Source organism: Streptomyces luteogriseus (genome assembly GCF_014205055.1).
In the GTDB taxonomy this organism is placed as follows: Bacteria; Actinomycetota; Actinomycetes; order Streptomycetales; family Streptomycetaceae; genus Streptomyces; species Streptomyces luteogriseus.
The window spans coordinates 6,083,115-6,107,392 of sequence record NZ_JACHMS010000001.1 but is presented as its reverse complement, the minus strand read 5'-3'; the positions used below and the strand labels follow the sequence as shown (position 1 = coordinate 6,107,392).

General features: G+C 70.9%; 24 protein-coding genes and 1 tRNA gene. 9 read left to right on the top strand and 16 right to left on the bottom strand.

The window, feature by feature from the left end; translation table 11 throughout:
• Positions 1-20: 20 nt before the first annotated feature.
• Positions 21-1,382 carry a phosphatase PAP2 family protein gene (locus BJ965_RS27090; RefSeq protein ID WP_184911822.1) on the top strand — a complete coding sequence of 454 codons (1,362 nt, stop codon included), beginning with the start codon at positions 21-23 and terminating at the stop codon, positions 1,380-1,382.
• Positions 1,383-1,474: 92 nt separating this feature from the next.
• Here BJ965_RS27090 and BJ965_RS27085 read toward each other — a convergent pair whose 3' ends face one another.
• Positions 1,475-1,705, bottom strand: coding sequence for a DUF2277 domain-containing protein (locus BJ965_RS27085; RefSeq protein ID WP_030836998.1), 231 nt, complete (start codon positions 1,703-1,705; stop codon positions 1,475-1,477).
• Positions 1,706-1,806: 101 nt separating this feature from the next.
• On the opposite strand from BJ965_RS27085, the gene BJ965_RS27080 reads away from it, so the two are divergent.
• Both BJ965_RS27080 and BJ965_RS27075 read left to right on the top strand, forming a co-directional pair.
• Entirely contained in the window at positions 1,807-2,703 is an 897-nt protein-coding gene (locus tag BJ965_RS27080) for a ketopantoate reductase family protein (RefSeq protein WP_313667099.1), read from the top strand.
• Between the two features lie 51 nt (positions 2,704-2,754).
• A complete protein-coding gene (locus tag BJ965_RS27075; RefSeq protein WP_184911820.1) occupies positions 2,755-3,108 on the top strand; it encodes a hypothetical protein in 354 nt (117 codons plus the stop codon).
• Positions 3,109-3,123: 15 nt separating this feature from the next.
• Here BJ965_RS27075 and BJ965_RS27070 read toward each other — a convergent pair whose 3' ends face one another.
• Positions 3,124-3,792: a DUF305 domain-containing protein gene (locus BJ965_RS27070; protein ID WP_184911817.1), complete on the bottom strand. Its 669-nt coding sequence runs from the start codon at positions 3,790-3,792 to the stop codon at positions 3,124-3,126.
• Positions 3,793-3,887: 95 nt separating this feature from the next.
• A complete protein-coding gene (locus BJ965_RS27065) occupies positions 3,888-4,316 on the bottom strand; it encodes a DUF6153 family protein (protein WP_313667098.1) in 429 nt (142 codons plus the stop codon).
• A 178-nt stretch (positions 4,317-4,494) separates the two neighbouring features.
• Between BJ965_RS27065 and BJ965_RS27060 the strand changes: the two genes are divergently transcribed.
• Positions 4,495-5,046 (top strand): hypothetical protein, encoded by a 552-nt coding sequence (locus tag BJ965_RS27060; protein WP_184911815.1) that lies wholly within the window; start codon positions 4,495-4,497, stop codon positions 5,044-5,046.
• A 74-nt stretch (positions 5,047-5,120) separates the two neighbouring features.
• Here the strand turns inward: BJ965_RS27060 and BJ965_RS27055 are convergent.
• Positions 5,121-5,195: transfer RNA gene (locus tag BJ965_RS27055), tRNA-Val, on the bottom strand.
• A 212-nt stretch (positions 5,196-5,407) separates the two neighbouring features.
• On the opposite strand from BJ965_RS27055, the gene BJ965_RS27050 reads away from it, so the two are divergent.
• A complete protein-coding gene (locus BJ965_RS27050; protein ID WP_184911813.1) occupies positions 5,408-6,181 on the top strand; it encodes a DUF4097 family beta strand repeat-containing protein in 774 nt (257 codons plus the stop codon).
• Positions 6,182-6,255: 74 nt separating this feature from the next.
• The gene (locus BJ965_RS27045) at positions 6,256-7,656 is read left to right on the top strand and encodes a hypothetical protein (RefSeq protein ID WP_184911811.1); all 1,401 of its coding nucleotides are present in this window, start codon (positions 6,256-6,258) and stop codon (positions 7,654-7,656) included.
• Between the two features lie 19 nt (positions 7,657-7,675).
• On the opposite strand, the gene BJ965_RS27040 is transcribed toward BJ965_RS27045, so the two are convergent.
• The 3 genes from BJ965_RS27040 to BJ965_RS27030 all read right to left on the bottom strand — a co-directional run bounded on the left by BJ965_RS27040 (position 7,676) and on the right by BJ965_RS27030 (position 12,451).
• Complete coding sequence (locus BJ965_RS27040) at positions 7,676-8,848, bottom strand: amidase domain-containing protein (protein ID WP_184911808.1); 1,173 nt, start codon at positions 8,846-8,848, stop codon at positions 7,676-7,678.
• Positions 8,849-8,955: 107 nt separating this feature from the next.
• Positions 8,956-10,233, bottom strand: coding sequence for a hypothetical protein (locus BJ965_RS27035; protein WP_184911805.1), 1,278 nt, complete (start codon positions 10,231-10,233; stop codon positions 8,956-8,958).
• A gap of 61 nt (positions 10,234-10,294) precedes the next feature.
• On the bottom strand, positions 10,295-12,451 hold the full coding sequence (locus tag BJ965_RS27030) for a transglycosylase domain-containing protein (protein WP_184917595.1): 2,157 nt from the start codon (positions 12,449-12,451) through the stop codon (positions 10,295-10,297).
• Between the two features lie 251 nt (positions 12,452-12,702).
• Between BJ965_RS27030 and BJ965_RS27025 the strand changes: the two genes are divergently transcribed.
• Together BJ965_RS27025 and BJ965_RS27020 are read left to right on the top strand one after the other, a co-directional pair.
• Positions 12,703-12,924, top strand: coding sequence for an FmdB family zinc ribbon protein (locus BJ965_RS27025; RefSeq protein ID WP_184911803.1), 222 nt, complete (start codon positions 12,703-12,705; stop codon positions 12,922-12,924).
• Between the two features lie 57 nt (positions 12,925-12,981).
• Complete coding sequence (locus BJ965_RS27020) at positions 12,982-13,749, top strand: DedA family protein (protein WP_184911802.1); 768 nt, start codon at positions 12,982-12,984, stop codon at positions 13,747-13,749.
• On the opposite strand, the gene BJ965_RS27015 is transcribed toward BJ965_RS27020, so the two are convergent.
• Genes BJ965_RS27015 through BJ965_RS27005 form a run of 3 tightly spaced genes read right to left on the bottom strand, consistent with a single transcriptional unit; the run spans position 13,670 to position 18,254 of the window.
• The gene (locus BJ965_RS27015; protein WP_184911801.1) at positions 13,670-14,479 is read right to left on the bottom strand and encodes an HAD family hydrolase; all 810 of its coding nucleotides are present in this window, start codon (positions 14,477-14,479) and stop codon (positions 13,670-13,672) included. The two genes, BJ965_RS27020 and BJ965_RS27015, sit on opposite strands and share 80 nt — an antisense overlap.
• Positions 14,479-17,067, bottom strand: coding sequence for a phosphoribosyltransferase (locus BJ965_RS27010; protein ID WP_221513227.1), 2,589 nt, complete (start codon positions 17,065-17,067; stop codon positions 14,479-14,481). Before BJ965_RS27010 ends, BJ965_RS27015 begins: the two co-directional genes overlap by 1 nt.
• Positions 17,068-17,087: 20 nt before the next feature.
• A complete protein-coding gene (locus tag BJ965_RS27005; RefSeq protein WP_184911799.1) occupies positions 17,088-18,254 on the bottom strand; it encodes an HpcH/HpaI aldolase/citrate lyase family protein in 1,167 nt (388 codons plus the stop codon).
• A gap of 228 nt (positions 18,255-18,482) precedes the next feature.
• On the opposite strand from BJ965_RS27005, the gene BJ965_RS27000 reads away from it, so the two are divergent.
• Positions 18,483-19,391: a TerD family protein gene (locus BJ965_RS27000; RefSeq protein WP_184911797.1), complete on the top strand. Its 909-nt coding sequence runs from the start codon at positions 18,483-18,485 to the stop codon at positions 19,389-19,391.
• A 37-nt stretch (positions 19,392-19,428) separates the two neighbouring features.
• Here BJ965_RS27000 and BJ965_RS26995 read toward each other — a convergent pair whose 3' ends face one another.
• From BJ965_RS26995 to BJ965_RS26970, 6 genes are all read right to left on the bottom strand, one after another.
• A complete protein-coding gene (locus BJ965_RS26995) occupies positions 19,429-20,163 on the bottom strand; it encodes a TerD family protein (protein ID WP_184911795.1) in 735 nt (244 codons plus the stop codon).
• 131 nt (positions 20,164-20,294) lie between these two features.
• Complete coding sequence (locus BJ965_RS26990) at positions 20,295-21,440, bottom strand: DUF475 domain-containing protein (RefSeq protein ID WP_184911792.1); 1,146 nt, start codon at positions 21,438-21,440, stop codon at positions 20,295-20,297.
• 125 nt (positions 21,441-21,565) lie between these two features.
• Complete coding sequence (locus BJ965_RS26985) at positions 21,566-22,141, bottom strand: TerD family protein (protein WP_184911790.1); 576 nt, start codon at positions 22,139-22,141, stop codon at positions 21,566-21,568.
• A gap of 137 nt (positions 22,142-22,278) precedes the next feature.
• On the bottom strand, positions 22,279-22,854 hold the full coding sequence (locus tag BJ965_RS26980) for a TerD family protein (protein ID WP_184911787.1): 576 nt from the start codon (positions 22,852-22,854) through the stop codon (positions 22,279-22,281).
• A 146-nt stretch (positions 22,855-23,000) separates the two neighbouring features.
• Positions 23,001-23,459: a peroxiredoxin gene (locus tag BJ965_RS26975; RefSeq protein ID WP_030836935.1), complete on the bottom strand. Its 459-nt coding sequence runs from the start codon at positions 23,457-23,459 to the stop codon at positions 23,001-23,003.
• 105 nt (positions 23,460-23,564) lie between these two features.
• Positions 23,565-24,002 carry a DUF3052 domain-containing protein gene (locus tag BJ965_RS26970; protein ID WP_031104104.1) on the bottom strand — a complete coding sequence of 146 codons (438 nt, stop codon included), beginning with the start codon at positions 24,000-24,002 and terminating at the stop codon, positions 23,565-23,567.
• Between the last annotated feature and the right edge of the window lie 276 nt (positions 24,003-24,278).

Genomic DNA, 24,278 nt, shown 5'->3' with positions numbered 1-24,278 from the left:
CGGACCTGGAAGCGGGGGACATGACCACCACGGCGTCGCGGAAGGACTCCCCGACGAGACGGATCGCGCTCGCCGCGAGGCGGCACCCCCGGGGGCTGCTGTGGGTCGCGGCAGGCGTGATCACTCTCGGATTCCTCGTCGCGCTCCAGATCACCGCGCACCACTTCGGCTTCCAGGGGCCGATCACCGCACAGGCCCGCGAGGTGATCCACGCGCCGAAGTCCGGGTTCCTGCTGTACGCGAGCCTGGCGCTGACGATGGTGGTGCTCACCTGGCGGCAACGGCTCATCGCCCTGGGCACCGCGATGGGCATCGACCTCGCCTTCCTGCTGGTGCGGTGGGCGACCGGCACCTATCCCGACGAGGGCCACCCGTTCGGCAACGGCGCGCTGTGGGTGATCCTCGGCCTCGCGGTCATCGCCCTCACCCGGCGCACCGGCCCCGAGCGCGTCCTGATGCTGAAGGGCGTAGGGCTCGGCCTGCTGCTGGTGACCGGCCGCAAGACCGGTGACACCTGGCTGCTGATCACCTCGAAGACCCGCCCGCTCACCCTCGACCCGTACGTCGCCATGGCCGATCACGCGCTGGGCAACCCGTCGTGGCTGGCGGGCCGGCTCCTGCGGGCGAGCGGCCCGGTCGGCGAGCACGCCCTCGACTACGTGTACGCGCAGCTCGCCGTGGCAGCGGTCTGCGTGGCGCTGTACCAGCTGCGCAACGTGGCGGCCGAGCGGCGCTTCCCGCGCCACCACCTGGTGCGCACCTTCCTGCTGATCGGCCTGCTCGGACCGGCCTTCTACATGATCTACCCCGTGGTCGGGCCGATGTTCGCCTACGGCCCCGAGGGCGGGCACTGGGCGGCGGCCAACCTGTGGCCGGACACCCTGCCGCCGGTCATCACCCCGTACGCGATGCCGTTCGACGAGATCACCCCGCGCAACTGCATGCCCAGCCTGCACACGGCCTGGGCGACCACGATCTTCATCCACTCCCGCAAGGGGCCGCGCGCCCTGCGTTACGCCGGCACGTTCTGGCTGGTGGCGACCCTCGCCGCCACACTGGGATTCGGCTGGCACTACGGCGTGGACCTCATCGCCGGTGTGGTGTTCGCGTACACGGTCGAGGCAGGGCTGCGCACGTACGACCGCGGCTGGGACCGGGCAGGTCTCCGGCTCATCGGCTACGGGACGGTCGTCTTCGCGGTGCTGCTGGCGTCCTACCGCTTCGTGCCGCTGGAGATGGCCGCGTACCCGTGGATATCCGGCCCCCTCCTCCTGCTGGCCATGGCCTCGGTGGTCTACGGCTACCGGCGGACCACCAGGCTGTGGGAGGCGGAGCCCGCACCCGCCCCGAGGCCCGAACCGCAGCCCGAACTGGCGGTCTGAGGCCGGCCCCCGGGGCCATCTGACCAGCCCTGGGATGTCTGAGGTGGGGGTGTCGGGGATGTCCAGGGGCGCCCCCGGGGGTGTCCGCCCCCTCAGCTCGCCTTCCGCGCCCCGGCCCCGCGGACCTCCAGACCGTCCAGCAACTCGGCCGTGGCCTGCGCGACGGCCTCCACGGCGCGGTCGAACACCTCCTGGTTGTGAGCGGCGGGGGCGCGGAAGCCCGACACCTTCCGCACGTACTGCAGGGCGGCAGCGCGCACGTCGGCCTCGGTCGCCTCTTCGGGCATCGCGGGCGGGCGCAGCGTCTTGATACTCCGGCACATGCCCCCAGTCTCACCCGTCCGGCCCTCGTACGACAGCGATGCCTGCCATGATCGTCCGAGGCGGCCACCATCCCGGGGCCGACCGACGAGAGGAACTCCTCGTGGCGAACGAACTCGGCGTGGCCGTCCTGGGCCCCGGCGGCGTGGGCGGCCTGCTCGCCGCCCTGCTCTCACGCGCCGGCCATCGCGTGATCTGCCTGTCCGGCGAGAAGACCGCCGAGGCCCTGCGCACCGACGGCATCCAGGTCCGCAGCGCCCGCTTCGGCGACTTCACCGCCCGCGTCGAGGCCGACACCGAGCTGCGCGAACCGGTCGACGCGTGCCTGATCACCGTGAAGCACACCGCCCTCGACGCCGCCCTGGCGCGCGTTCCCGCCCCGGTGCTGTCCGATGGGCTCCTCGTGCCGTTCCTGAACGGCGTCGAGCATCCGGCCGCCCTGCGCGCCCGCTACCGGCCCGACCGGGTGGCCCCCGCCGTGATCCGCGTCGAGTCCACCCGGGTCGCGCCGGGCGTCATCGAACACGGCAGCCCCTTCGCGGAGATCGACCTGACCGGCACGGACGTGCCCCGGACCCTCCTCGACGCCCTCGCCGGAGCCTTCGCCGCGGCCGGTCCGGCCACCCGCGTCCTGGAGGACGAGACGGCGGCCCTGTGGGCGAAGATGTCGTTCCTGGCGCCGTTCGCCCTGCTGACCACGCGCTACGGCCTCCCTCTCGGTGACGTCCGCACCCACCACCGCGACGAGCTGACCGCCCTGGTGGAGGAGACGGCCGCCATCAGCCGGGCGTGCGGCGGCCCGGCGGACCCGGCCGGGGCCCTCGCCCGCTACGACGCCTTCCCGCCGGCGACGAAGTCCTCGATGCAGCGCGACGCCGAGGCCGGCCGGCCGCTCGAACTGGACGCCATCGGCGGGGCGTTGCTCCGCGCGGCCGAACGGCACGGGATCCCGGCCCCGGTGGCGGCCCGGGTCGTGGACGAGGTACACCCGTTCGCCTGAACCCCAGGAAGGAACTCGCCTGCCAAATTCGAACAGGCGTATCATTGGGGCGTGGCTACGACCTATGACTTTCCGAGTGACCTCCTGGCCGGTCAGGAGGAACTCCATCAGGTCCGGGCCGAGCTGTCGGCCCTGCTGAAGCGGCTGCCCTGGTCGGTGGTGCCGCTGGACGGCTTCAGCGACGACAACGGCTGGCGCAAGGTGGAACGCCCCGCCTCCCCCGGCTGGACCGCCGACGAACAGGCCGAGGTGGAGAAGCTCCGGCAGCGCGAGCACGAGCTCGCGGTGTTCGTGAGCACGCACCGCTACTGGTCCGAGCTCGCAGGCTCCGACCGAGTGGCGGCCCGCTCGCAGCTGAAGCACGCGCACGGGGTTCCGCCGGAGAAGACCGACGGAACCCCGTGACGCCCGGCCGTCAGGTCAGCTCTTGCTCTCGCTCTTGCCGAGGAGCTTGTTCATCTCGCTGATCTCGGCGTTCTGGGCGGTGACGATGTCGTCGGCCATGGCCTTGGCGGCGGTGTGACGGCCCTTTTTCTGCTCGGTCCCGGCCATCTCCACGGCCCCCTCGTGGTGCTCGACCATCATGGTCAGGAACTGGACGTCGAACGCCTTGCCCGTCAGCTTCTCCAGCGCGGCCATGTCCTCGCCGCCCATCATGCCGGGCATGCCGGAGTGACCCGACGCGGAGTGGTCCATGCCGCCGGCTCCGGTCCCCTCCGGGACCTTCTCGCCCCAGGTCTTCAGCCAACCGCTCATGGTCCGGATCTCCGGGTCCTGCGCCTTCTCGATCCGCCTCGCGAGGTCCTTGACCGTCCCGGAGGAGGCCCGGTCCGCGGCCAGCCGCGCCATCTCCAGCGCCTGCCGGTGGTGCGGGATCATGCCCTGCGCGAAGGCCACGTCCTGGGGGTTGTGGGCGCCGGCGGGCGACGGGCTTCCGGCGGGGGCGTGGCTGCCGGCGTCGCCGTGCCCGGCACCGCCCGCGGGCCGGTCGGCACCGTCACCGCCGCACGCGGCGAGGACGAGGGCCGCGGCGCCCGTGGCCGCCACCAGGGCGGCGCGGCGCGCCAGGGTACGAATGCTGCTGCTCATGTGTGAACTCCTGCTTCTGCGAGGACTGGCAATCCCGGACACGAGGGGGCGCCACACCGCCGCCGGTCGGCACCGGCCGGCGTGACGCGTGGTGTCTAGATCCGCAGAAGCTGAAGCTCGGAGAGGGAAGGCGGGGCCCGGGCACCCTCCGTATTCACGACGGCATACGCCCGAACGGCGCTCTCCCCCTCGCCCACGGGGACCGGGTCGGGAACGAGCGGCGGCACCAGCGGCCCCCCGGCCACGGCCCCCGACGCACAGGTCGCATCGGCGTGCTGGACATGCCCGTCACCGCAGTGCCCGCAGTGCACGACGTGGGTCTCGGGCTCATGGGCCGCGGACCCATGGGTCCGCTCCACGGCCGCCTGCGCTGCGTGCGCCTGCTCCCCATGGCCCTGCCGGGGCAGACCACCACCGGGCGCCAGCCCGTGCATCCCCAGCAGCCCCACCAACAGCCCCAGCACACACAGCACATGCCACCGCCGCACGACGGTTCGCTGAGTACGCTGCCCGGGGCTGTCCACCCGCTCATCGTAGAGAACGGCCCGGCTCCGGCATCGACCCGGGGTGCACGCGCGTACGGGTCGCCGCCGGATGTGCGACCGGCCGTACCCCCATCAGGTGAACTCGTCCAGGCTTCTACAACCACGCGGCTCCCCCGGCAGGTCGTACGCACGACACGAGTGATCCCGAGGGAGACCCATGAGCCAGCAGTACCCGCAGCAGCCGACCCAGCCCCACCCGCCGCAGCCCGGTTACGGCGCCCCGGCACCCCAGCCGCCCAAGAAGCGCGGCGTGGGCAAGATCGCGGGCCTCGGCTGCGCGGGCGTCCTCGCCCTCTTCGTCATCGCAGCCGTCGCCACGGGTGGCGGAGGCGACGACAGCGGCGACACCTCCAACAAGGACAAGGCCGTCGCCGCCGACGGCAAGCCCGGGGGCGACAGCGCCGAGAAGGCCGGGGCGGCCGAGGAGAAGCCCCAGGCCGAGCAGTTCAGGGACTGCGTCGCCAAGAACGGCACGGCGACGGAGAAGGCCGCGGTCGGACACGTCACGAAGGTGACCGGCGCGGACAAGCGCAACGACATCCTCGACGCGGCGGAGGTCTTCACCGACTTCAGCGGCGGCCTGATGGGCCCCCACCAGGGCGAGGGCAAACTGATCGCCTCCGCGTTCACCTCCTGCTACGAGTCGAAGAACGGCCTCGTCACGGTGTACGACAAGGACGGGGAGCTCCTCGCCAACGCGAACTACTGATCCCAGCCCGCGGGCACCGACGGCGGAGGCCCTCCAGGAACATCCCTGGAGGGCCTCCGCCGTATGGATCGGTGTGGTGGGCGCGGACGGTTTCGAACCGCCGACATCCTGCTTGTAAGGCAGGCGCTCTACCCCTGAGCTACGCACCCCGGATCCCGGGCCGTACGCCCAGGACGAGTCGACAGCCTACATGGCCCGGGGCACGGTCCCGCAAACCCGTTTCACGGGGCCGTGGCGGGGCCGCGGCTGGGGTTAACCCCACCTCTCATCCGGGAGTGGCCCGGATCCCCCTGCGGGCCCCGGATCCATACGGTCGTAGAGCGCCCCAGAGCGCCCGTCGTCCGTCCAGGGGGAGATCGTCATGACCACACGCACCGCCACCGCCCGCACCTTCGCCCTCGTCGGTGCCGTCGCGGTGCTCGTCGCCGGGCTCAGCGCCTGCGGCGCGTCCGCCGGGGACGACACGGACCCCGACCACCGGTCCTTCGGCCTCCAGGGCCGCACCCTCACCGTCGACTCCGACGACTCCGCGCTGGAGATCGTCGCCGCCGGCGACAACCCCGCGGGCAAGGTCGAGGTGACCCGCTGGTTCAAGGGGTCGGTCGTCGTCGGCAACGAACCCGAGGTCACCTGGGCCATGCGGGACGACCGCCTGAAGCTGCGTCTGAAGTGCTCCGGCATCGTCGCCGACTGCTCGGCCAGGCACCGCATCGAGGTGCCCCGCGGCATCACCGTGAAGGTCGAGGACGGCGACGGCAGCGTCCGCGCCCGGGGCTTCCGGGACTCCCTCGGCATCCGCACGGGCGACGGCTCCGTCCGCGTCACCGACAGCACCGGCCCCCTGGACCTGCGCACCGGCGACGGTTCCATCCGGGCGGACGTCTCCTCCCGCGACGTCCGCACCCACACCGGCGACGGCTCCGTCCGTCTCGAACTCGGCGTCGTACCGGACCGCGTCGAGTCCCGCAGCGGCGACGGCTCCGTGACCATCGCGGTGCCCCGGGCCACCTACCGCGTGACCACCGAGACCGGTGACGGCGGCGTCGATGTGTCCGTGCCCCGCGACGAAACCAGCGCCCACGTGGTGTCCGCCCACACCGGCGACGGCAAAGTGACGGTGCGAACAGCGAACTGACCGGCCCGTGTGTTCGTCCTCAACCGGTGGGAGAATGACACCGGGCAGGGTGGATGACAGCACGGGAGAGGGATGTGACGGCGACACCAGGACAGCCGGACTCGCCGTCGGTGCCGCGCGCACATCGTGCGCGCCGCCGTATCCCCCGCACCCCCGGCCCGCTCCGCGACACACTCACCCTGGTCGGGCTTCCGCTGCTGGCCGCGCTGGCCCTGCCCGCCGCCTTCGCGGGCGGGGGCACCCGGCGCTGGTTCGGCGGCCGGGCCGAGAACCAGCGGGCCGAGGCCCAGGCGGCGAAGGACGCCGCCGCCGCGGCCTTCTACGAGCTCGACACCGCCCAGCGCGACCTGCGCATCTCGATCGAGACGATCACCGCCGTCGACGACTCCCCCGCAGCCCGGCGCGCGGTCGCCGACTTCGACGCCCTCGGCAACCGCATCGACGAGGCCAGCCACCGCTACATCAACGCCGTCGACGCCCACGACCTGGACCGGGACGACCTGGAGGCCTCCGCCGCCTCCCGCGCCCGCAGTGAGCTGACCGCCGCCAAGGAGGAGCTCGGCCGGGTCAAGCAGGAGCTCGACCGGTTCACCGACGGTCTCGGCCCCCTCCTCGGCAAGGCCGAGACGCAGCTGGCCCGCCTGGCCCCCGCGGTCGAACGGGCCCGCCAGGCCCTGCTCGCCGCCTCCAACGCCCTCGACTCCGTCCGGGCGTCCGGTCTGACGGCGGACGACCTCGCCGCCCGGCTCGCCGCCCTCTCCCCGGAGCTCACCAAGCTGAACCAGGGCGCCGGACAGCACGGCGTCCCGCAGACCCTGGAGCGCGCCGAGCGGGTCACCCGCGAGGCGGAGGCGGTCCGCGTCGAGGCCGAGCGGCTGCCGGACCGCGCCGCCGAGATCGACCACCGCCTCGTCTCCCTGCGCACCCGCGCCCAAGCCCTCACCACCCGCTCCGAGCAGGTCGAACCGACCCTGAGCGAACTGCGCCGCCGCTTCGCCGCGGCCTGCTGGCAGGACCTGCAGCACGTCCCCGACGCCGCCGCAGAGAACGTCCGCCAGGCCGAGGCGAAACTGGCCGAGGCCCAGACCGCCCGCGGCGCACAGCGCTGGGCCGACGCCACGGCCCTGCTGTCGACCGTACGGGCCCTGCTGAACGGCATCGACGAGGCCGTCTCGGCCGCCGGTGACCGGCTGCACCGGCTGAACGCCGTGCAGAAGGACCCCCAGCAGGAGATCGACCGCACCCGCTTCGCCATCCGCGACGCCCAGCGCCTCGCCATGGCCGGCCGCAACACCCCCGACCCGCGCCACGCCCGCCCCCTGGACGACGCCGTGGCCCGCCTGGACCGCGCCGTCGCCACCCTGGAGGGCCGCCACCCCGACTACTGGCACTTCCTCACGGAGACGGAAGCGGTCCGCCGGTCAGTGGCCCACGTGGTCTCCGAGATCCGCGAGGAGCGCGGGGCCGGACACTGAGCCCGGCCCCCGCCCGGTCTCAGGTGCGGTAGGCGTAGTAGTACGCGTTCGGGTACGACGCGACGAGGCTCGCCACCGACCTGCGGAGGGTGTTGTTGGAGTGGTAGGTCACGTACGGCACACCGCCGCTCTTGTACGTGACGATCATCGTGTGGTCCTTGGACCCGTCCCGGTCGAAGTCCATCTGGAGGACGTCGCCGACCTCCATCTGGAAGACGTTGGCGAGCGGCGTGGTCCGCTTGGAGTTCTGGGCGAACCAGGACCACTCGTTGACGCCGACGAAGGAGTCGGACTGGATGTCGGCGTTGCCGAACCACTTGGTGTAGTCGTACACGTAGCCGGGGGCGTGCTTCCAGCCGCCCGCCTTCAGGGACTGGCTGACGAAGTTGGTGCAGTCGCCGCCGGCGCCGTGCCCGCTGAAGTCCGGGTAGTCCTTGTTGTAGACGTTCCAGTACTTCTCGGCGTAGGCCGCCATGGCCTTGTAGTCGTACGTCGTGGCGGTCTTGGGGGCGGCGGCCGGGTTGCGGGTGATCGCCGCGCGCGGGGCGTTCGGCGTGGTGTTGTCGGCGGCGGTGGTCGCCTTGACCGGGGCCGGCTTGGAGAGCGTGTTCACCGCGAGACCGCCCTGGTCGGTGTCGCGGATGCCGGTCAGCCGCCAGTCGCCCTGCCGGTCGGCCTTGAAGGTCAGCTCGTGCCGGGCCTGGAAGCCGGTGGTCTTGGGCGCGTTGCCGCGAGCCCGGGCGTAGGTCAGCGTCGTGGTCTCGGTGACGTCCGCCTTGGCCGTACGGCCCGTCACGCGCGTGGCGTTCAGGGTGACGGTGGTGCTGGCCTTGCCGTACGTCTCGCCGGCCTTCGCCAACTGCTCCTTGCGCTGCCCCAGCTCGGACAGGGTGGCGTCCTCGGTGCGGGCCGTGCCGGAGGACAGCGCGACGTCGCCGGAGAAGCCGTCGGTCAGCGGCTTGTCCGCGTCGGCCCGCCCGCCGTCGACCAGGGCGTTGGTGCGGTCGGTGAAGACCGCGTCCGCCAGCCGCTGGAAGGTGGCCTTGGTCCGCGCGTCCACCGTCGGATCGTCGCTGACGGCCGCGCCCGCGCTCCAGTTGGGCAGCAGGGCGACTCCCGCGACGACCGAGGTCGCCGCGGCCCCGAGTATCGTGACGCGACGCCGCGTCCCGCTCAGTTTCCTTGATTTCACTGGTGTTTCCCCTCTTGCCCCGGCCAAAGGGTTGCCGGGGTAGCAGATCTTTGCATGGAATGTGCGGCTGCTGTGAAGGGTGTTGCGCGGGTTACTTTCGGACCTGATCACTTCACGACGGTGGACCAGTCGGGCGACTGCGCCGGGTCCAGGCCGCGCAGCCGCTGGAGGGTCTCGGGCTTCTGCACGTCGAGCCAGTCGGCCAGTTCCCTGAAGGACACGCACTTGACGTCCTTCTTCGTGCAGATGTCCTTGACGACCTGGTCGACGGCCCGCATGTAGATGCCGCCGTTCCAGTCCTCGAAGTGGTTGCCGATGAACAGCGGGGCCCGGCTGCCGTAGTACACGCGGTTGAAGCCGGACATGTAGGAGGCGACGGTCTCCTGCTCCCACTCGGGGTACTTCGCCGGGTCGCCCTCGGTCTCGCCCTCGGACTGGTTGTAGAGGAAGTTGAAGTCCATCGAGAGGCCCTGGTACTTGCCGCCCTCGTACGGGAGCATCTGCAGCGGGAAGTCCCAGATGCCGTCCTTCTTGACGGGCCATATCTGGAAGTCGCCCGCGGAGCTGGCGTCGTAGCGCCACTTGTAGTCCTTGGCGGCCTTCAGCAGGTTCTTCTGGCCTTCCAGGCAGGGCGCCCGCCCGCCGGTGACCTCCTTCCTGATGTCGAACGGCAGCGGGTCGACGTCCTGGAAGCCGGTGTTGGTCTTCCACTTCTCGGTGAACGCGTAGAACTGGTCGATCTCGCTCTTCCACTCCGCGACGCTCCAGTCGCCGCCGCCCTTCTCGCCGCAGAAGTGGCCGTTGAAGTGGGTGCCGATCTCGTTGCCGCCCTGCCACGCCTTGCCGAGTTGCTCCAGGGTGGTGCGGATGTGCTCGTCGGTGGCGAAGCTGATGGCCGCCGAGCCCTTGGTGTGCTGGGGCGGGGAGTAGAGCTCCTTCTTGGCCTTGGGCAGCAGGTAGATGCCGGTGAGGAAGAAGGTCATGTGGGCGTCGTACTCGGCGGCCAGCTCCCGGTAGTGCGAGAAGAGCCCGTCGTCGCCCTGCAGCGCGCCGTCCCAGGAGAAGACCACGAACTGGGGTGGCTTCTGGCCCGGCTTGAGCGGTACCGGCTTCAACTGCCCCTTCTGCGGGCCGGTGTAGGAGGTGGAGCCGTCCCCGAGGACCTTCGTCCGGCCGTCCCACCGGGGCTCCTGGTCCGGCTTCGGGGAGGCCCCCTTGCGGGCCCCGGAGGAGGCGGTCGGCGCGGTGGGGTCCGAGCGGGTCAGGGCCAGATAGCCCCCGACCAGGGACGCGACGACGAGGAGGGCCGCGAGCGTCAGCACCCCCGGGGGTGTGGTGCGGCGCGATGCGCGGGGTCGGCGGCGGCGGCCGGACGGCTGTTTCATACGCGGCTCATTCTGCGAGGGGGGGAAAAGCGGTAGGGGGCGGCGGTGCCGGACTCGGGGGTCAGCCGATGCCGCGGGCACCGGACCAGATGCGGTACGGGACGCTGTCGCCGGGGGAGCCCGCGATCCCGTCCAGTGGCAGGGGTTCGAGGCTCTTGGTGAGGTCGATGCGGTAGGCCACCACGGCCGTCGACACGGAGTTGGCCGTGCCGACGTACCAGGCGGCGGTGTCGTTCTGCGTGGTGCCGGCCTTCCCGGCCACCGGGGCGGTCGTGACCGCCCCCGGGCGGGCGGTGCGGAAGGCGTCCGTGAGGGCGGACTGGACCGCCCCGGCCACGCTCGCCTTCATCGCCCGACGGGACCCGGGCCTGGTGAGCGGAACCTTGGAGCCGTTACGGGTGATCCGGGCCACCGAGTACGGCTCGACGTGCTTGCCCGCGGCTGCGAATGTGGCGTATCCGCTCGCCATGCGGATCGCGCTGGGCGTGGCACTGCCCAGCGACATCGCGGGCACCTGCGGGCCGAAGCTGGAGGGGAGCAGGCCCGCCCGCTGGGCGGTGTCCCGCACCTTGTCCAGGCCGGTGTCCATGCCGAGCTGCATGAACGGCGTGTTCACCGACAGGGCGAGCGCCCGGCCCAGGCCGATCCGCCCGTAGGACTTCCGGCCGTCGTTGTGGGAGGTGACCTGCTTGCCGCCGCGGTCCCAGTAGGGGCCCTCGGGCGTCCTGACGGCGATGCCGTCGTCCCCGTCGTACAGCGTCTGGGGGGTGACCTCGGCGGCGGCTCCGTCGCGGGTCGGGTGCACGCCGTGTTCCAGGGCGGCGGCGTAGACGAACGGCAGGAAGGCCGAACCGGCGGGGACGGTGGTCGCGTTCGACTCGTTGTAGCCCTGCTCGCGGTGGTCGGGGCCGCCGTGGACGGCGAGGATGCGCCCGTCGGTGGCCACCGAGGAGGCGCCGAAGTGCAGGGACTTCGCCTTGGCCGGGTCGCCCTTGCGCGCCTTCTTGCGGGCCTTGTCCACGGCGTCGGTGAGCGCGGTCTCCTGCTTGCGGTCGAAGGTCGTGTAGATCTGGTAGCCGCCGAGGTCGTACTCCCGCTCCGAGAGGTGCGCCGCCTTCTTGGCGTACTGGGCGGCCAGTTCCACGAGGTAGTCGCTCTGCTTGCCGGTGTCGAACCCGGGCGCCCGCTTCAGCGGCTCGGGGAACTCCTTGTAGCGGGCGCGCTCGGCCTTCGTCAGCGCGCCGGTGTCGACCATGCGGTCGAGGATCCAGGACCAGCGCTCCACCGCCCGGGCGTGGTTGGCCTTGCTCAGGGCCGGGTCGTAGAGCCCGGCGCCCTTGAGGAGGGAGGCGAGGAAGGCGGCCTCGCCTGCGTCGAGTTCGCCGACGTCCTTGCCGTAGTAGGCCTGGGCGGCCCGCTGGATGCCGTAGGTGCCGCGGCCGAACCAGCTGGTGTTGAGGTAGCCCTCGAGGATGTCGTCCTTGCTCATCTCGTTGTCGAGCTTGAGGGCGAGCATCGCCTCGGTGAACTTGCGGCCCACCGAGCGGTCCTGGTTGAGGTAGACGTTCTTGACGTACTGCTGGGTGATGGTGGAGCCGCCCTGGGTATCCCCCTGGCCGAGGGTGCGCCACACGGCGCGGGTGAGGCCGCTGAAGGATATGCCGGGGTCGCTGTAGAAGCTCGCGTTCTCCGCCGCCAGCACGGCCCCGCGGACGTCCTCGGGTATGTCCTTCAGGGGCATCGCCTGCCGCCGCACCCAGCCGGTGCGGGCCATGGGCGTCCCGTCGGACCAGAAGTAGACGTTGTCCTGCTGGGTGGCGTAGGTGTTGAGGTTCTCCGGTATGTCGGTGGCGGCGTAGGCCGAGCCCAGGAGGACGACGCTCAGGCCGGTGAGCGTCGCGGCGGCACCCAGCCACTGCCGCCAGGAGGGCGCCCAGCGGCGCCAGCCGGTGCGGTCGGCGTGCGGGTAGCGGGGCCGCAGGCGGCGGGCCTCGGCCGCGACGCGGGTGGCGAGCCGGGCCAGCCCGGGGGCCGTGGCGTTGAGACGGGTCAGGGGGGAGGGCCGGGGGGCCCTGCGCCGCCGACGCGATCCGTCCGATGCGCTCCCGTCCTTCACCGCGTCGGCCGCCGTGTCCCCCCGGTCGGTCGAGGCCGCCCCGACGACGCGCAACATCATGGTCTCGTCCGCGGCCACGGAGTCGGGGACCTTCAACTGCATGGTCTCGTCCGGTTCCCGCCCAGCCTTCGACACGGCTGTGTCTCCCTCCCCCTGACGGTGGTGCTCGCGCGGAAGGTCTTGGCTGCAGTGGTCGACGGCAGCGACCCCTCGTCATCCCCCGCCTGTACGGCTCCTCGCGCGTTCGAAAGTTATCAGCGGCCTTTACATGTCCTCCACACCGGTACGGCAACAATGGTCGGGCGGGGTCCGCGAAAGGCGGCATTTACGCCGGCGCGGATTAATCTGTCCGCATGCCTCGCTACGAGTACCGCTGCCGGACCTGCGGCGACACCTTCGAACTGAGCCGTCCCATGGCCGAGTCCTCCGACCCCGCGGCCTGCCCCTCGGGCCACGACGACACCGTGAAGCTCCTCTCCACGGTCGCGGTCGGCGGCTCCGCCTCCGCCCCGTCGTCGGCACCCCGTGCGAGCGGCGGCGGGGGCGGCTGCTGCGGAGGCGGCTGCTGCGGCTGACGCCCTCCCCCGGGTTTCCTCAGGAACCCTTCAGCTTCGGTTTCCTAGCGTGGTGGCATGACAGCCATCGCAGCGGACGCCGGGCCGCAGTGGGTCAACGACCTGATGGACGCGCTGGGCGCGCCGGGAGCCGGTCTCGCCATCGCCCTGGAGAACCTGTTCCCGCCGCTGCCCAGCGAGGTGATCCTGCCCCTCGCCGGGTTCGCCGCGAGCAGCGGCCGGATGAGCCTGCTCGCCGTCCTGCTGTGGACGACGGCCGGCTCGGTGATCGGCGCGCTCGCGCTGTACGGAGTCGGCGCGCTGCTCGGCCGTGACCGGACGGTGGCGATCGCGGCCCGGCTGCCCCTGGTGAAGGTCTCGGACATCGAGAAGACCGAGGCCTGGTTCCTGAAGCACGGCACCAAGGCCGTGTTCTTCGGCCGGATGATCCCGATCTTCCGCAGCCTGATCTCGGTGCCCGCGGGTGTCGAGCGGATGCGCCTGCCGGTGTTCCTCGGCCTGACCACCCTGGGCAGCGCCATCTGGAACACGGTGTTCGTCCTCGCGGGCTACTTCCTCGGCGCGAACTGGCACCAGGTCTCGGACATCGTCTCCACGTACTCGAAGGTGGTCCTCGCCGTGGCGGCGGTGGCGGTGGTGGCCTTTATCGCCGTACGACTCCTGCGACGCCCTCAAGGGGCGCGGGGAACTGCGCGACCGGCCACGACGGCGCCGCACCCGCACCACGACCAGGACACCCGAACGCTCAGGCGCCCTCAACTGCCTCCAGAAACTCCCGCAGGATCCGCTCCCCGGCGAGGACACCCCGGTCGGGAAGCACCCTGAGCGAGGGAGCCGTGAAGCCCGCGTCGGCCAGCTCCCCGTGCCCCGGCCGCCAGCCCTGGTCCGCCGCGAGCAGCAGGTCGGTGTCGAGCAGGGAGTCACCCGCGGCGAGCGTGAGATCGGCCCCGGTCCGCCGCGCGACCTCCCGCATCGCCGCGCTCTTGGTGAGCGGCTTGGGAACGGCGTAGATCTTGCGGCCCTGGAGGGACACGGTCCAGCCGCGGTTCTCCGCCCACACCGCGAGTTCCTTCACCCAGTCCTCGTCGAGCAGTTCGCGCTCGACGACGAGATAGGCGAAGAGGTCGTCGGCGACGCGGTGCTTGCGCACCCAGACCGGGTCGGCGGCCCTCAGCAGGTGCTCCTGCACCTCGGCCAGCGGTGCGCACTCGTCGGCCAGCCGTGCGGTGACCCTGGCGTGCCAGTCGGGGTCGGAGACGCCGTCGACCAGCAGATGGCCGCCGTTCGCGCAGATCGCGTACGCGGGCTCCGGGCCCGGCAGGTTGATGCGCTGGTACTGCTTGCGCGTCCGGGTCGTGGTGGGCACGAACACGGCCGCGTCGCCCAGCTCGGTGAGGAGCCGGGCCGCCGTCTCCGTCATGTACGACAGCGGCTTGCTCTCGTGCACCTCCACGCACAGCAGCCGGGGCGCCCGCGCGTCCGGCATGGTGAGCGCCAGGGCGGCGGCGGAGTAGATCAGGGTGCGATCGAGGTCGCTGGCGACGAGGACGGGCATCAGACCGACACCGCCTTGCCGTCGGCGCCGGTCGCGCCCCGGGTGTACTTCGGGTGGATCAGGCCGACGCAGGTGTAGGGCAGTCCGTCGACCTCCTCCACGGGCACCCCGCGCTGCTCGGCCAGCAGGCGCACATGGTCGAGGTCGCTGCCCGCCCCGGCGCGTGCCAGGACCTTCCAGGGCACGCGGCGCAGCATGACCCGGGTGGTCTCGCCGACGCCGGGCTTGACGAGGTTCACGTCGTGGATGGCGTACTCCTCGCTGATGCGCTCGACGGCGGCCCAGCCCTCCCAGGTGGGTGAGCGGTCGGCCGCGAGCAGTTCCTTGGCCTGGGCGCAGGCGGCGTCGGCGACCTCGGGGAAGCGGGCGGAGACGGCGTCCAGGAAGGCCACCGAGACGTCGGTGCCGGCGAGTTCGCGGTAGAACTTCGCGCCGTGGAAGTCGTCCGGGCCGACCAGGTCGGCGCGCAGCACGGTCCGCGAGATCAGGCCGGAGACGGTGGAGTTGAGGCAGGCGGAGGGGATGAGGAAGTCCTCGCGGGTGCCGTAGGTCCGGACGCAGGAGCCCGGGTCGGCCAGGACGGCGATCTCGGGGTCGAAGCCGGTGATGCCGTCGGACTTCCCGAACTCCTCCAGGGCCTGGGCGAGTTCGCGGGTGATGGCGCCCTTGCCGGTCCAGCCGTCGACGAAGACGACGTCCCGGGGGTCGTGGTGCAGGGCGAGCCAGCGCAGCGCGTTGGCGTCGATCCCCCGGCCGCGGACGATCGACACCGCGTAGTGCGGCAGGTCCAGGCCGTGCCGGTGCTGGGCCCAGCGCCGCATCAGGATGCCGACGGGGGTGCCGGCACGTGCCAGGGAGACCAGCACGGGGCGCGGGGACCGCTCGGCGAGGACCATCTCGGTGACGACGCCGACCGCCTGGGCGATACGGGCCGCCGAGTCCTCCAGCGCGGCGTGGAACAGCTCCTGGTACTGCTCGCTCGGCTGGTACTCCACGGGCAGCGACTCCGCGTAGTGCGCGCCGCCGCTCTGGATCGCCTCCTCGCGCTCCTCGGTCGGCGCCTCCAGCGTCACGTCCGAGAGGTCCTGGAGCAGCCAGCCGACCTCCTCGGGCGCGTACGAGGAGAAAGCGGGGCCGCGGAGGGGCTCGGGCAGCATGGAGGGCCTTTCGGGGGCGTACGACGGTATGACGGCGAGCAGGACCCGCGGCGTGTGCGCGGCGAGGCGGGCCAGCAGACCGTCGGGCGCGTGCAGCGCGGGGGTGTCCCCGGCCGAGTCGACCACCACGACGACGGCGTCGAATCCGGCGCCGGCGACGTTGTAGGCGTACCGCTCGCCGGGGCCGTCGGCGGGGTCGTCGTGGGCGGGGAAGGCGAGACGGGTGCGTATCGCGTAGCCGGGGTCGTCGACGGCCAGGACGGGTGAGCGGGTGGTGGTGGAGTAGCGGACCTCGACGTCGGCGCTCCGCTCCAGCTCATGGGCGAGCCTGAGCGGGGCGTACATCAGCTCCTCGAAGCCGAGGATGTGCACGCGGCGGGCGTTGTGAGGCAGCGCGTCCGCCAGGCGGCGGGCCATCGCGGGGAGGGCGTTCTCCAGGAGCTCCCGATGTGCGGGGGTGAACCCGTGTCGCCCGCCGTCGGGGAGGCCGGCGGGCCAGTGCAGGTCTATCCGGCCCTCGTCCGGGTGCGGGCCGGTGGGGGCTGTCCGCGCAGTTCCCCGCGCCCCCAGGGGGGCAACGCGGCCGTTCGGGGGCGCGGGGAACTGCGCGACCGGCCACGACGGCCCCGCACCCGCCGGCGAACCCTCCGCCACACTCTCGGACGCGCTCTTCGACTCGAACCGCGCCACCAGCTCCTGCCCCTTCTCCAGCACCCCCTCGGGCAGCCGCACAGTCCCCGAAGCCGCAGCCACGAGATCGACCCGCGCACCGATCTCCCGCGCGAACTCCTCCAGCCGCCCCGTATCGGCGGCGGACCGCATGTCCACCAGCGCCACCACGACATACCTCCGCCGCGGATAGCGCGCATGAAGATCGCGCACGGTGTTCAGCACCGTGTTCCCCGTGGAGAACTCGTCGTCGACCAGGACCAGCGGTCCGTCACCCCCGAGCAGCGCGGGATCCTCCGGGAGCAGCAGGTGCGAGGTCGCGTGGGAGTGGGCCTCCTCGAAGCCCCCGGCCGCCGCGACACCGGCGACCGGGCGGCGGGTGGAGTGCAGGTAGGGGGCGAGGCCGAGCCCGTCGGCGACGGAGTGGCCGAGGCCCGTCGCGGTCTCCGCGTAGCCGAGGACGACGGCCCTGCCCGCCTCCTCGGCGCCCAGCAGCTCCCGCACGCGGCGGCCGAGCTCGACGCCGTAGCCGTAGACGACGGACGGCGACTGGGGCACGTGCTTGCCCAGCACGTTCGACACCAGCAGATGGGCCCGCTTGGGGTTGCGGCGCAGCGCCAGCCCCAGCAGGCCGGTCAGCCGGTCGTCGCCGACGAGCTCGACGCCGAGCCGCTCGGCGACCCAGCTGCCGGACCAGACGCGGTCGGCCTCGTCGCTCACCTGATGTTCCCCCTCGTTCACTGCCTGCTCAGCCTTCTCCATGGATCCCTTGCGTCGTGCCGTCAGCCCGGCAGACCCGCCGCCAGCAGTTCCACGAAGCCGATGTCCTGGTTCGCCACGCCGAAAACCTCGGCCCGCAGCAGGGTCCGCTCGGCCCAGGCCCGGTGCGGCTTCACCTCGTTCATCTTGTTCGTGTACGCCGATCTCAGCACACCCCCGCCCCCGCGCTCGGGCCGCAGGATGTCCTGGGCGTCCGAGAACTCCTCGTGGCTGACGACGGACAGGGCGTGCACCGGCAGCACGTGCGAGGGGTGGATGCAGGTCTTGCCCAGCAGGCCGTTGGCATGGTCCAGGGAGATCTCCCTCAGCAGGCCGTCCATGGCGTGCTCAATCAGCTTCTCGCGCAGTTCCGCGGCCTGCACCTCAAGGAAGGGGCTCTGCCGCAGCTGCGGCTTGAACATGCGCTCCTGGACCCGGAAGTACTCCCACACCGGCCCGGTCACGGTGAAGCCGGTCCCGTCGGCGCGGCCCAGCATGTTCACCACGTCGGCGATCACGGAGGCGACGATCTGCACGTCGTAGGCCGTCATGTCGGGGCCCCTGCGCAGCCCGTAGGAGGAGCAGAAGTCCGTCACGCCGAGGCGCAGGGCGAGCACGCGGTCGCGGTACTTGTCGATCGCGCGGGAGATGCCCTCCAGGGTCTCCACGCGTGACTCCCGGTAGAGCAGCTCCGGGGACTCCAGCACCGGCATGGCGAAAAGGCGCCGGCCGCTATCGGCCTCGGCGGTGGCCAGGGCCTCGAGGAAGGGGATGCCGCGTTCCTCGGTGAACTTGGGCAGGACGAATCCGGAGAGCTGCCGGACGGCGGGGCCGAGACGGCGCACCAGGTCGGGTATCTGCTCGGGGGTGCGGACCCGGATGAACAGCAGGGGCAGATCGGCGTCCGGGAGCTCGTCCAGGGTCGTGAGCTGGCGGACGAGGTTCTCCTCGCCGGGGCCGACGTCCGCGTCGTCGATCGAGTCCTCCAGGCACAGCACCATCGAGACCACCCCGCGCCCGGCCTGCTTGAGGACGTCGTCGGCGAGGCGCGGCCGCGTGGCCGGGCTGTACAGCGTGGCGCCGAGGGCGGCGGCGAGCAGCCGGGCCGGGGAGTCCGGGGTGAACGCGCTCGGCTCGCGATGGAAGAGGCGCTTGCGCACCTCAGGGGCGACGTGCCCGAAATGACGCATGAAACTCCCCCGTGATGGTGGTGCGACCTGCGAATCGACGAAAGCTGGCCGGTAATAGTACGTAGATGTCCATGTCACAGGTTCCCATGAGGCATGAATTTCAGGTAACGCGGGCAAGCACAGCCAGGCCCGGCCAATGACGACGGTAGTCCCCGACGGCCGTCGGCGCCGCTCGTGACCGCGGCCCCCGCGTTGTCGTGAGCAGGACCGAGAAGGCAGGATGACCGCATGACGCACGCGATGCTGAAGGGGTCGAACGTCCCGCTGGAAGCCACCACGGTGCGCGCCGTGCTGCGCTGGACACCCGGGCAGGGGGTTCCGGACGTCGACGCCTCCGCGCTGCTCCTCGGTCCCGACGGCCGTGTGCGCTCCGACGAGGACTTCGTCTTCTACAACCAGCCCCGGCACCCGGCCGGGAAGGTGTGGCGGCTCGGCAAGAAGCGGGACGCCGAGGGCCTGACCGACACGATCCAGACAGAACTCACCGGTGTCGAGGAGGAAGTCAGCCGGATTCTGCTGGTCGCATCGGCGGACGGCGTGACGTTCGACCGCGTCCAGGCCCTGCGCATTCTGCTGTACGACGCCGCGGACACCGGAGCCGAGGCGCTGGCGTACTTCGACGTCAAGCCGGAGACGGGCGAGGAGACGGCACTGATCTGCGGCGAGCTGTACCGGCGCGGGGAGGGCTGGAAGTTCCGGGCACTCGGCGAGGGCTACTCGAACGGGCTGAAGGGGCTCGCGACCGACTTCGGCATCTCGGTGGACGAGTCGGAGGTGCTGGAGGAGGCGACCACGACGGTCCCCGCGCCTCCCACCACGAACACGCCCGCCCCGCCGACGACCGCCGGCCCCGCCCAGCAGTCCCCCGAGGTCTCGCTGCCGCTCCCCCCGGAGCAGCCGACCACGGTGCCCGCGCAGTCCGGGTACGGGTACCCGCCGCAGCAGCCGCCGGCGACGCAGCCGGCCTACGGCTACCCGCAGCCCGCCGGCCGGCCCGCGTACGGCTACCCGCAGGCACCGGCCGCGGCGGGCGCCCCGGGGGCGCAGGCCGGCTACGGCTACCCGCCGCCGGCCACGTCGGTCCCCGACCCGGACTTCCGGCTGCCCCCGCAGGGCCCGCAGTTCATCGGGCGCTAGGCGCGGCCGCGGAGCGCGCGGCGGCAGGGCCGCGCGGTCAGCGGTCGATCTTGGTCTTGTAGCCGCGCCCCCACTGCAACCCCCACCCGTACAACCGGTCGAGCTCGGCCTGGAAGCCGTAGACGAACTTCGCCTCGCGGCGCACGACGATCTCGTCCTTCACCTTCTCGATCATGACGACGGCGCAGGAGCGGGCCTGCGGCTGGCGTTCGTCGAGGTGGACCTCGATGCGGGGGCCGCTGCTCGGGTAGAGGGTGACGCTGGCGTGCGTGCGGTCGAAGGCGGGCGTCTGGTCGTAGATGTAGACGAAGACCAGCAGCCGCTTGATGCTGTCGCGGTGGTCGAGGTTGATGTACATCGTCTCGCCGGACCCGGAGCCGAACCGGTCGTCGCCGCTGAGCTTGACGTACGGCGCGGCGTTGACGTCGCCGTAGTAGCCGCCGAGGGGCTGGACGACGCCCTTGCTGCCGTCCTGGAGTTCGTAGAGGCAGCCGAGGTCGAGGTCGACGTTGACCATGCTCTGGCTGTGGCCGACGACCTCGGGGGGCTTGAGCGCCCGGAGGGGATGCCGGAGCAGGCTCTCGCGCTGGGAGCCGCCGATGTCGGACGTGCGCATCCGCCAGCTGAGGTTGACGCGCAGGTGGCCGGTGGCCGCGCCTTGCTTGGTGAGTGATATCTGCGCCCGCCGCTTGGTCAGCTCGATCGCGTTGGTCGACGCGTCGCCCGAGTCGAACTGCACATCGCCGCGCCGGAGTCCGTCGAACAGTCCCATTCAGCCCCCCACGTTCACTTGGAGACCGCAGGTCATCGCCCGTACCCACGGCCCATGACGACCGGACGGGGCGGCCGCCGAGGAGTCCTCGGTAACCGCCCCGCACAGAGCGTTCCTCACAGAAAGGGCTGTCACACCCCGGACGAGACCTCAGTCTTCTCGTCCGAGCCGGCTTTTCCCTCGGCCGCTGCCAGCGCCTTGTTGCGGCGCACGGAGGACCAGAAGGAGGCGGCGATCAGAATGACGCCGATGGAGCCGGTGATGAACTCGTTGATCTCGTACTGGATGGTGACGAGGAGGACCATGGCGAGCGCGCCGATGGCGTAGTGCGCGCCGTGCTCCAGGTAGACGTAGTCGTCGAGGGTGCCCTCGCGGACCAGGTAGACCGTCAGCGACCGGACGTACATGGCGCCGATGCCGAGGCCGAGGGCCATGAGGACGATGTCGTTGGTGATGGCGAAGGCGCCGATCACGCCGTCGAAGGAGAAGGACGCGTCCAGGACCTCGAGGTAGAGGAACATGAAGAACGCGGCCTTGCCGGCCAGCTGGACCGCCGAGCGGGGCTTGCCGCTGCGCGCGGCCTCTTCCTCCGCCTCGTGCTCACGCTCCTCCTCCTCTTCGAGCTTGTCCTCGAAGTAGCCGGAGAGACCACCGACGATCATGTACGTGATCAGACCGCCGATACCGGAGAGAAGGACCGTCTCCGCCTTGTCGACGTGGGCACCGCCGTGCTGGTGGGCATTGGCCGCGAAGGTCAGCGCCGAGATCAGCAGGACGATCAGGGCGATGCAGACCGACAGCATGTCGACCTTGCCGAGCTTGGCCAGCGGGCGCTCCAGCCAGGCGAGCCACTTGATGTCCCGGTCCTCGAAGATGTAGTCCAGGAAGATCATCAGCAGGAACATGCCACCGAAGGCGGCGATCGCCGGGTGGGCGTCCGTCACCAGCTGCTGGTACTGGTCCTTGTCGTTCAGGGCGAGGTTGACGGCCTCGATCGGGCCCATCTGGGCGCTGATCGCGACGATCACGACGGGGAAGACCAGCCGCATGCCGAAGACGGCGATCAGAATGCCGACCGTGAGGAAGATCTTCTGCCAGAAGGCATTCATCTTCTTCAGGATCCCGGCGTTGACCACCGCGTTGTCGAAGGACAGCGAGATCTCGAGGACGGACAGGATCGCGACGATGCCGAGCGCGCTCCACCCGCCGAACAGGACCGCCGCGACCAGGCCGAGCGCGGTGACCGCGAACGACCACCCGAAGGTTTTCAGAACCACTGGCTACCCAATCGTGTGTGTACGGGGCTCCCCCGCGCCGTACCCGGCTTTACGAACTTTTGAAGCCGAAGTCTAGTCGTCCCCCCTCGGCACCCCACCTGGCCCCGGATTTTGCTCATAACGCGTTATGAGACGTTGACCCCGAAGTCCAGCGCGATGCCCCGCAGCCCAGACGCGTACCCCTGTCCCACGGCCCTGAACTTCCATTCGCCCTGGTAGCGATAGAGCTCGCCGAAGATCATCGCGGTCTCCGTGGAGGCGTCCTCGCTGAGGTCGTAGCGGGCGAGCTCCTGGCCGTCGGCCTGGTTGACCACGCGGATGAAGGCGTTGCTGACCTGGCCGAAGGTCTGGCCGCGCTCGTCGGCCATGTGGATCGAGACGGGGAAGACGATCTTGTCGCAGTGCGGCGGCACCTTGGGGAGGTCGATCAGGAGCGACTCGTCGTCGCCGTCGCCCTCGCCGGTGAGGTTGTCACCGGTGTGCTCGACCGAGCCGTCCGGGCTCTTGAGCTGGTTGTAGAAGACGAACCACTCGTCCCCGAGCACGCGCCCGCTGCTGCACATCAGGGCGCTGGCGTCGAGGTCGAAGGGTGCTCCGGTGGTGGAGCGCGCGTCCCAGCCGAGCCCGACCATCACCTGAGTGAGGTTCGGCGCGGCCTTGGACAGGGAGACATTGCCCCCTTTGGCGAGCGTGACGCCCATGATGCTGTCCCTCCCCTTGGGGCCACAGGCCCGGTGGTGTCACTGAGGTGGTCCTGCACGTCCGGCGCCGCACGTAAACCGTGCGGCGCCGGACAAGAAGACCTTTCGGGCCCTGTCGCCAGGACCCTTCAGGTGGTTCAGACGTTCACGCCGAAGTCCTGCGCGATGCCGCGCAGGCCCGAGGCGTAGCCCTGGCCGATGGCGCGGAACTTCCACTCCGCGCCGTGCCGGTAGAGCTCACCGAAGACCATGGCGGTCTCGGTGGAGGCGTCCTCGCTCAGGTCGTAGCGGGCGATCTCCGCCTCGCCGGCCTGGTTCACCACGCGGATGAACGCGTTGCGGACCTGGCCGAAGGACTGCTGGCGGGTCTCGGCGTCGTAGATGGAGACCGGGAAGACGATCTTCTCGACCTCCGGCGGGACGGTCGCGAGGTTGACCTTGATCTGCTCGTCGTCGCCCTCGCCCTCACCGGTGATGTTGTCACCGGTGTGCTCGACGGAGCCGTCCGGGCTCTTGAGGTTGTTGAAGAAGATGAAGTGCTGGTCGTTGCCGACCTTGCCGGAGTTGTTCAGCAGCAGCGCGCTGGCGTCCAGGTCGAAGTCCGTGCCGGTCGTGGTGCGGACGTCCCACCCCAGACCGATGATGACCGCGGTCAGGCCCGGCGCCTCCTTGCTCAGCGATACGTTGCCGCCCTTGCTGAGGCTGACTCCCACGAGTCCTCCATTGGTGTCCAGGGGCGGATGCCCCGTTGTGCTCGGATGTCGGATCAACGAGTCGATCCTAGTGACGGGTTCCCGCCCCTCGCAGGCCCTGAAGCCGACATTTCAGCGGGTGTCGAGCGCATGCCGCCCGACCGGCGTCACAGGGAGTCGAGCGCCTTCACGTAGTCGTTCAGGTCACGCGCGTCCGGCAGGCCGTTGACGACGGTCCACCGCACGACGCCTTCCTTGTCGATGACGAAGGTGCCACGCACCGCGCAGCCCTTGTCCTCGTCGAAGACGCCGTAGGCGCGCGAGACGTTGCCGTGCGGCCAGAAGTCCGACAGCAGCGGGTACTCCAGGCCCTCCTGCTCGGCGAAGACGCGCAGGGTGTGGATGGAGTCGTTGGAGACGGCGAGCAGCTCGGTGTCGCGGTCGGAGAACTGCGGGAGATTGTCGCGCAGCTCGCACAGCTCGCCGGTGCACACGCCGGTGAAGGCGAAGGGGTAGAAGAGCAGCACCACGTTCTTGCGGCCCCGGAACTCGGACAGCCGGACGGCCCGGCCGTGGTTGTCCTTGAGTTCGAAGTCGGGGGCCTTCTCGCCGACCTGGATCGCCATCGCTGTGGGTGTCCCTTCGTGGGGCTTTTCGGGTGGGACCACCCTACGCAGCCACCGGCACAGGCCGATGGGCGGGCCGACGACGCCGGCCCGCCCGCCGTACGGCTAACGCTTGGACTTGGCGGCCTTCGGCGTGGCCAGCCGGCTGCCGCTCCAGTCCTTGCCGACGCTGACACTCTTGGACGCCGTCAGACCCGCCGTGGTGGCGGCCTCCGAGATGTCGCTCGGCTCCACATAGCCCGAACGGCCGGTCTTCGGCGTGAGGAGCAGGATCGCGCCGCCCTCTTCGATGTACGTGGTGGCATCGACCAGCGAGTCCGTAAGGTCGCCGTCGTCGTCACGGAACCACAGCACAACGGCATCGGCCACGTCGTCGTAGTCCTCGTCCACCAGGTCGGCCTCGATGATGCCCTCGATGGCCTTGCGGAGCTCCTGGTCCACGTCGTCGTCGTAGCCGATCTCCTGGACCACCTGCCCGGGCTGGAACCCCAGCCTGGCGGCAGGGTTCGTCCGCTCCTCCGCGTGGTCCGCGGTCGCGCTCACGGGTTGCCTCCTGATCATGTTTTGGGAATAACTCAGCCACGCGCGTGCGCGAAGCATTGGCCGTAGTCCACACGGGCGGGACGGATCGCGCAAGTACCCGGCCGTTCAGACCGCCGAAACGGTGACGATCCTGGCGGTGTCACCGCAACTCCAGGCACACCATCATGGTCCGAGGTGACGCACACCACACCTTTCTGCCCTGTTTGGGCGTTTGGGAATCGTCTGTGGGTACGAGACTCGAAGGTATTCGCCCCATACGTCACGGAGTCGATCTCA

Coding starts and splice junctions, on each gene's coding strand:
- BJ965_RS27035 (WP_184911805.1), bottom strand. CDS start 10,233: ATGAAACAGCCGTCCGGCCGCCGCCGCCGACCCCGCGCATCGCGCCGC.
- BJ965_RS26975 (WP_030836935.1), bottom strand. CDS start 23,459: ATGGCGATCCAGGTCGGCGAGAAGGCCCCCGACTTCGAACTCAAGGAC.
- BJ965_RS26985 (WP_184911790.1), bottom strand. CDS start 22,141: ATGGGCGTCACGCTCGCCAAAGGGGGCAATGTCTCCCTGTCCAAGGCC.
- BJ965_RS27020 (WP_184911802.1), top strand. CDS start 12,982: ATGACAGCCATCGCAGCGGACGCCGGGCCGCAGTGGGTCAACGACCTG.
- BJ965_RS27005 (WP_184911799.1), bottom strand. CDS start 18,254: ATGCGTCATTTCGGGCACGTCGCCCCTGAGGTGCGCAAGCGCCTCTTC.
- BJ965_RS27060 (WP_184911815.1), top strand. CDS start 4,495: ATGAGCCAGCAGTACCCGCAGCAGCCGACCCAGCCCCACCCGCCGCAG.
- BJ965_RS26995 (WP_184911795.1), bottom strand. CDS start 20,163: ATGGGACTGTTCGACGGACTCCGGCGCGGCGATGTGCAGTTCGACTCG.
- BJ965_RS27010 (WP_221513227.1), bottom strand. CDS start 17,067: ATGGAGAAGGCTGAGCAGGCAGTGAACGAGGGGGAACATCAGGTGAGC.
- BJ965_RS27050 (WP_184911813.1), top strand. CDS start 5,408: ATGACCACACGCACCGCCACCGCCCGCACCTTCGCCCTCGTCGGTGCC.
- BJ965_RS27030 (WP_184917595.1), bottom strand. CDS start 12,451: ATGCAGTTGAAGGTCCCCGACTCCGTGGCCGCGGACGAGACCATGATG.
- BJ965_RS27085 (WP_030836998.1), bottom strand. CDS start 1,705: ATGTGCCGGAGTATCAAGACGCTGCGCCCGCCCGCGATGCCCGAAGAG.
- BJ965_RS27000 (WP_184911797.1), top strand. CDS start 18,483: ATGACGCACGCGATGCTGAAGGGGTCGAACGTCCCGCTGGAAGCCACC.
- BJ965_RS27070 (WP_184911817.1), bottom strand. CDS start 3,792: ATGAGCAGCAGCATTCGTACCCTGGCGCGCCGCGCCGCCCTGGTGGCG.
- BJ965_RS27015 (WP_184911801.1), bottom strand. CDS start 14,479: ATGCCCGTCCTCGTCGCCAGCGACCTCGATCGCACCCTGATCTACTCC.
- BJ965_RS27025 (WP_184911803.1), top strand. CDS start 12,703: ATGCCTCGCTACGAGTACCGCTGCCGGACCTGCGGCGACACCTTCGAA.
- BJ965_RS27090 (WP_184911822.1), top strand. CDS start 21: ATGACCACCACGGCGTCGCGGAAGGACTCCCCGACGAGACGGATCGCG.